Consider the following 5,199-nt stretch of genomic DNA (forward strand, 5'->3'; position numbering starts at 1 on the left):
GGCAAGCGGTTCGCGCCGCAGACGACGCCCCTCCGGGCAAAACCGAAGAGCCGCCTCCGCCGTGGATGCAGTGATCGGTTGACAAAAAACCCGGCTTCGGCCGGGTTTTTTGTATTGAGCGAATGTAATCAACGTCGGGTCAGCAAGACCCCGGATTCCATGTGGTGCGTCCACGGGAACTGATCGAACATCGCGCAGCGGGTGATGCGGTGGGTGTCGTGCAATTGGGCGATGTTGGCCGCCAGTGTTTCCGGATTGCACGAAATGTACAGAATGTTCTCGAAGCGTCGGGTCAGCTCGCACGTGTCCGGGTCCATGCCGGCGCGCGGTGGGTCGACGAACACGCTACCGAACTCGTAGCTCTTCAGATCAATGCCGTGCAAACGGCGGAACGGGCGAACTTCATTCAGCGCTTCGGTCAGCTCTTCAGCAGACAGACGCACCAAAGTGACGTTATCCACAGTGTTTTCACTGAGGTTGCTCAGCGCCGCATTCACCGAGGTCTTGCTGATTTCGGTGGCCAGCACTTTGCGCACGCGGGTCGCCAGCGGCAGGGTGAAGTTGCCGTTACCGCAATACAACTCCAGCAAGTCGTCGGAGCGATCGCCCAGAGCGTCGTAAGCCCAGTTGAGCATCTTCTGGTTCACCGTACCGTTCGGCTGGGTGAACGCGCCTTCCGGTTGGCGATAGCTGAAGGTACGACCGCCGACTTCAAGTTTCTCGACCACATAATCATGGCCGATCACTTCGCGTTTGCCCTTGGAGCGACCGATCACGCTGACATTGAGGTCCGCGGCCAGTTTCGACGCCGCCGCGTGCCAGTGCTCGTCCAGCGGGCGGTGATAACACAAGGTGATCATCGCATCGCCGGCCAGGGTGGTCAGGAACTCCACCTGAAACAGCTTGTGGCTCAGGGCGGCGCTGGCTTGCCAGGCGGCCTTGAGCTGCGGCATCAACTGGTTGATACGCTGGCTTGCGATCGGGAACTCTTCGATCAGGATCGGCGTGCGTTTGTCTTCCTGGGAGAACATCGCGTAATGACGCTCGCCGGCTTCGCGCCACAGGCGGAATTCGGCGCGCAGGCGAAAGTTCGCCAGCGGCGAGTCGAACACCGCAGGTTCGGGTGCATCGAACGGCGCCAGCAGGTCACGCAGGCGCGTGGCCTTTTCTTCGAGCTGAGCGGTGTAAGCCTGGGAATCGAAAGTCATGCGTTGAACCAACCCAACTTGATCACGAACAGAATCGACAGAACCACCAACGCCGAGTTCAGTTCACGGCCACGACCGGACAGCAACTTGATCGCGGTCCAGGAAATGAACCCGAACGCGATACCGTTGGCGATGGAGTAAGTGAATGGCATGGCCAGTGCGGTAACGACCACGGGCGCGGCAACGGTGATGTCGTCCCAGTCTATTTCCGCCAGGCCCGAGGTCATCAGTACGGCGACGAACAGCAAGGCTGGTGCGGTGGCGAAGGCCGGTACGCTGGCGGCCAGTGGTGCGAAGAACAACGCCAGCAGGAACAGAACGGCCACCACGACGGCTGTCAGGCCAGTACGGCCGCCGGCACTGACGCCCGCCGCCGACTCGATGTAACTGGTGGTGGTCGAGGTGCCCAGCAGGGAACCGGCCATGGCCGCGGTGCTGTCGGCGATCAGCGCACGACCCATTTTCGGCATGTGGCCGTCCTTGCCCATCAGGCCGGCGCGCTTGGCGACGCCAATCAGGGTGCCGGAGTTATCGAACAGGTCGACGAACAGAAAAGCAAAAATCACGCTGACCAGACCGATGTTCAGCGCGCCCTTGATGTCCAGTTGCAGGAAGGTCGGCGCCAGCGAAGGCGGCATCGCCATCACGCCGCCGAACGGTGTGAAGCCCAGGGCGATGGAAACGATGGTCACCGCGAGGATGCCGATCAGCACGGCACCGCGCACTTTCAAGGCTTCGAGGGCGACGATCAACGCAAAACCCAGGGTCGCGAGGATCGGTGCCGGTTGTTTCAGGTCGCCGAGGCCAACCATGGTCGCCGGGTTACTGACCACGATGCCCGCGTTATGCAGGGCGATCAGCGCCAGGAACAGACCGATGCCAGCGGCAATCGCCGAGCGCAACGCCAGCGGGATACTGTTKATGATCCACTCGCGGATGCGAAAGATCGACAGCAGGAAAAACATGACCGCCGAGATGAACACCGCCCCCAGCGCCACTTGCCAGGTATGGCCCATGTGCAGAACAACGGTGTAGGTGAAGAAGGCGTTCAGGCCCATGCCCGGCGCCAGCGCGATCGGGTAGTTGGCGATCAGGCCCATCACCGTCGAGCCAATGGCTGCTGCCAGGCACGTCGCGACAAACACCGCGCCCTTGTCCATGCCGGTCTCGCCGAGGATGCTCGGGTTGACGAACAGAATGTAGGCCATGGCCAAAAAGGTCGTGATACCGGCAAGAATCTCGGTACGCACGTTGGTGTTGTGTGCCTTGAGTTGAAACAGCCTTTCCAGCATGTCTGCTCCCCGTGGCGCGCCCGGCGCCGTGAATGTATCGACTTCAACAGCAAAGCACAGGCCGTGCCAGGCGCCTGAGTATTTTCTGTCGGTCGGAAAAAGCCGCGCATCATACCAGCAGCGTGCGGCTATGGCTGCCTAATGGCGTTGATCGTCGGCGATGTTTTGCAGTTTGAGGGAGTGGGGCATACTGCGCGCTGGTTTTGGGAGTGGATATGTCTTCTATAAAGAACAGGATGATTCTGGCTTTTGGCCTGTCTGGCGCCATGTTGCTCGGTGCGCACACCGCACTGGCAGCGTCCGCACCACCGCTGAGCGAAGTCAAGGTGCTCAAGGTCCAGTCGACCTCCTGCGGCATTGAAGATATTGCGCCAGGGCAGGACAAGACGAAGTGCGATCACGCAGGCCCCAACATCAAGATCTACGTGCTGGAGATCGGCTACGGCCGCCTGCCGAATGCAACGCTGGACGGCTTTGAAGTCAATGGCGTGCGGGCCCCGGTCTGCGCCTATGGCAACGGCAATCTGACGGAATGCTCAGGCGTGGCCAGTAAAGTTGTCGGCAACCTCTACACCTTTGATCTGGCGGGTAAGCAGGAAGGGACGTTCACGTTCAGCAATACCTCGATCAATGCACCGGGCAACAGACTGTCGACGCAGCTGTACATCAAGTAACTTTCACTGGGTAACAGCACGCTCGAACATCTGTCAGCAAAGCTGACTACGCTTTAAGGATCACCCTGTGGACGCAGACCATGACCTTTAGAGCCCTGATTACCCTTGCCGAAGGTATCGACGACCTGCAAGCCGTGACACTGATCGATGTGTTGCGCCGGGCGAAAGTCGAAGTGGTGGTGGCGAGCATCGAGTCACGGCGCATGCTCACCTGCGCCCGTGGCACCCGATTGACCGCCGACGCGATGCTGATCGATGTGTTGGCGCAACCGTTCGACCTGGTCGTTTTGCCGGGTGGCGCCGTCGGCGCTCAGCGCCTGGCCGCTCATCAACCCTTGTTGCAACTGGTCCAGGATCAATCCGCCGCCGGGCGCATGTTTGCCGGTATCGCCGAGTCACCGGCGCTGGCGCTGCAAGCCTTTGGCGTATTGCGTCAGCGGCGCATGACCTGCCTGCCCTCGGCCAGTCATCAACTGCTCGGCTGCACGTTCGTCGATCAACCCGTGGTCATCGACGGCAACTGCATCACCGCTCAAGGTTCGAGTGCTGCCCTGGCGTTTGCCTTGGTGCTGGTTGAACGACTGTGTGGCAAAGCCGTCAGGGCTGCTGTGGCGGGGGAGTTGCTGGCGTAGCAGACACCGCTGAGACTTTCGCCTCCTCCACCGGCACATGCATGCGGTCGCGTTGGGCCAGGGTCGGGAACAGTTTGATCCATGTCCCGGTGACCAGCAGCGTGCCGATTCCGCCCATCACCACCGCCGGTACGGTGCCGAACCAGTGAGCGGTGAGTCCGGATTCGAATTCGCCCAACTGGTTCGAGGCACCGATGAACAAACCGTTCACCGCGCTGACCCGGCCGCGCATTTCGTCCGGGGTTTCCAGTTGCACGAAGGACGCGCGGATCACCATGCTGATCATGTCAGCGGCGCCGAGCACCACAAGCACCGCCAGCGAGAACCAGAACGAGGTCGACAGGCCGAAGGCGATGGTCGCGACGCCAAACACCCCGACAGCCGTGAACATGACCCGTCCGACGTTGCGTTCCACGGCAAACCGCGCCAGCCATAACGACATCAGCAAGGCCCCGACCGCTGGCGCCGAGCGCAGCAGGCCCAATCCCCAGGGACCGGTCAGCAGGATGTCCTTGGCAAACACCGGCAGCAGCGCCGTGGCGCCTCCGAGCAATACCGCGAACAAATCCAGTGAGATCGCCCCGAGAATGTCCGGGCGGCTGCGAATGAAACGAATCCCCGCGAGTAACGAATCCAGGGTCGCCTTGCCCTTGTTCAGCGGGGTTTGCCGTGCGGGAAGGTTGAGCATCAGGCTGCAGGCGATGAGGTACAGAATCACCGTCGGGCCATACACCCAGACGCTGCCGAAGGCATACAACAATCCGCCCAGCGCTGGCGCGACGATGGTGGCTGACTGTTGAGCCGACTGGGACGCGGCCACCGCGCGCGGAAACAGCGCACTGGGGACAATCGTCGGTAATAACGCCTGGGTGGTCGGCATTTCGAATGAACGGGCGGCGCCGAGCAGGAACGCGAGGATGAAGATCATCTCGCGAGTGACGTGGTCAGTGGCGCTGCCAATCGCCAGGGCGAGGGCGATCATCGCCTGTACGGACTGGCAGATGGCCGCGACCTTGCGCCGGTCATAGCGGTCTGCCACATGCCCGGTGTGGAGCATGAACAACACCCGTGGCGCGAACTCCACAAGCCCGACCAGACCCAGGTCCAGCACGTTGCCAGTGAGTTGGTAGAGATTCCAGCCGATGGCCACGGTAAGCATCTGGAAACCGCTGGCGGTGAACACCCGAGCCAGCCAGAAGGCAATGAATGGGCGGTGATGGCGCAACAACAGCGGGGCTTGGGTCGGCATCGGCGGGTAGTTCTGAGCGAGGAAAAATCGAGATTATCACCAACTTGTAACCTGAAGTTGCGTGTGCGGAGAATTTAGTTAGCTAGACACCTATCCTGAAGCCCGCGTCCTGTCTTCGCCACAGCCAATACCGCAGCCCTGAAC

General features: G+C 61.1%; 5 protein-coding genes. 2 read left to right on the forward strand and 3 right to left on the reverse strand.

Features of this window, described 5'->3' with window-relative positions; all coding sequences use genetic code 11:
* Positions 1 to 128: 128 nt before the first annotated feature.
* The gene (trmA, locus tag AC1DH9_RS21800) at positions 129 to 1,208 is read right to left on the reverse strand and encodes a tRNA (uridine(54)-C5)-methyltransferase TrmA (protein WP_427538012.1); all 1,080 of its coding nucleotides are present in this window, start codon (positions 1,206 to 1,208) and stop codon (positions 129 to 131) included.
* The gene (locus tag AC1DH9_RS21805) at positions 1,205 to 2,500 is read right to left on the reverse strand and encodes an NCS2 family permease (protein WP_427538009.1); all 1,296 of its coding nucleotides are present in this window, start codon (positions 2,498 to 2,500) and stop codon (positions 1,205 to 1,207) included. Before AC1DH9_RS21805 ends, trmA begins: the two co-directional genes overlap by 4 nt.
* 215 nt (positions 2,501 to 2,715) lie before the next feature.
* Between AC1DH9_RS21805 and AC1DH9_RS21810 the strand changes: the two genes are divergently transcribed.
* Complete coding sequence (locus AC1DH9_RS21810; protein WP_427538006.1) at positions 2,716 to 3,174, forward strand: DUF4879 domain-containing protein; 459 nt, start codon at positions 2,716 to 2,718, stop codon at positions 3,172 to 3,174.
* Between the two features lie 80 nt (positions 3,175 to 3,254).
* The gene (locus tag AC1DH9_RS21815; RefSeq protein WP_427538003.1) at positions 3,255 to 3,806 is read left to right on the forward strand and encodes a DJ-1 family glyoxalase III; all 552 of its coding nucleotides are present in this window, start codon (positions 3,255 to 3,257) and stop codon (positions 3,804 to 3,806) included.
* Here the strand turns inward: AC1DH9_RS21815 and AC1DH9_RS21820 are convergent.
* Positions 3,772 to 5,055: an MFS transporter gene (locus AC1DH9_RS21820; RefSeq protein ID WP_427538000.1), complete on the reverse strand. Its 1,284-nt coding sequence runs from the start codon at positions 5,053 to 5,055 to the stop codon at positions 3,772 to 3,774. The two genes, AC1DH9_RS21815 and AC1DH9_RS21820, sit on opposite strands and share 35 nt — an antisense overlap.
* Positions 5,056 to 5,199 lie beyond the last annotated feature (144 nt).

The organism is Pseudomonas sp. 05T35 (assembly GCF_056396605.1).

Bases quoted from the DNA above. Each gene is read 5' to 3' on its own strand.
- AC1DH9_RS21820 (WP_427538000.1), bottom strand. From the start codon at position 5,055: ATGCCGACCCAAGCCCCGCTGTTGTTGCGCCATCACCGCCCATTCATT.
- AC1DH9_RS21810 (WP_427538006.1), top strand. From the start codon at position 2,716: ATGTCTTCTATAAAGAACAGGATGATTCTGGCTTTTGGCCTGTCTGGC.
- AC1DH9_RS21815 (WP_427538003.1), top strand. From the start codon at position 3,255: ATGACCTTTAGAGCCCTGATTACCCTTGCCGAAGGTATCGACGACCTG.
- trmA (WP_427538012.1), bottom strand. From the start codon at position 1,208: ATGACTTTCGATTCCCAGGCTTACACCGCTCAGCTCGAAGAAAAGGCC.